Annotated in this window: 1 protein-coding gene; it reads right to left on the reverse strand. The window is 64.1% G+C overall.

Translation table 11 applies throughout. The features are described 5' to 3' along the window. A partial coding sequence (locus tag ACU8YE_RS24740; protein WP_446930085.1) for a basic secretory protein-like protein occupies positions 1-479 on the reverse strand: 479 nt, incomplete at both ends.

Raw genomic sequence — 479 nt, forward strand, 5'->3', positions numbered from 1 at the left:
GTACTGCTTCCACAGCTCGGGCTTGTACTTGCCGAAGCGGATCTCGTGGTTGAGCTTGGTGGCCAGCCGGGGATCGTATTTCATCTCGACCCAGGCGACGAAGGTTCCCGTGGTGCGGTAAGAATCGCTGTACTTCGCCTTGTCGGGGTCCAGGCGCGGCTTGTGGTTCTGCGGCTCGAACTTGACCCAGCGGATGTAGTCGGAGATGCCCTCGATGAGCCAGACCGGGTTGTAGGCGCTCATGGCCTGGATGGAGTGCGAGACTTCGTGGACTGTCAGGCCGGTGTCGCTAGGTTGAGCGCGCGCCCAGGCCGAGTTCACGACGATCTGCCCGCCGCTGTAGGCCGCCACTGCGGTCACGCCGGGGCCGGTCTTGTAGACGATGTTGACCTTGTTCGGCGTGATGAAGCCGGGCGAATACAGCAGGGCCGCGGTGTCGGCCCACGATTCCATCATCTGCCGGTCGGCGCGGCGCGACC

Source organism: Ralstonia sp. VS2407, assembly GCF_052950655.1.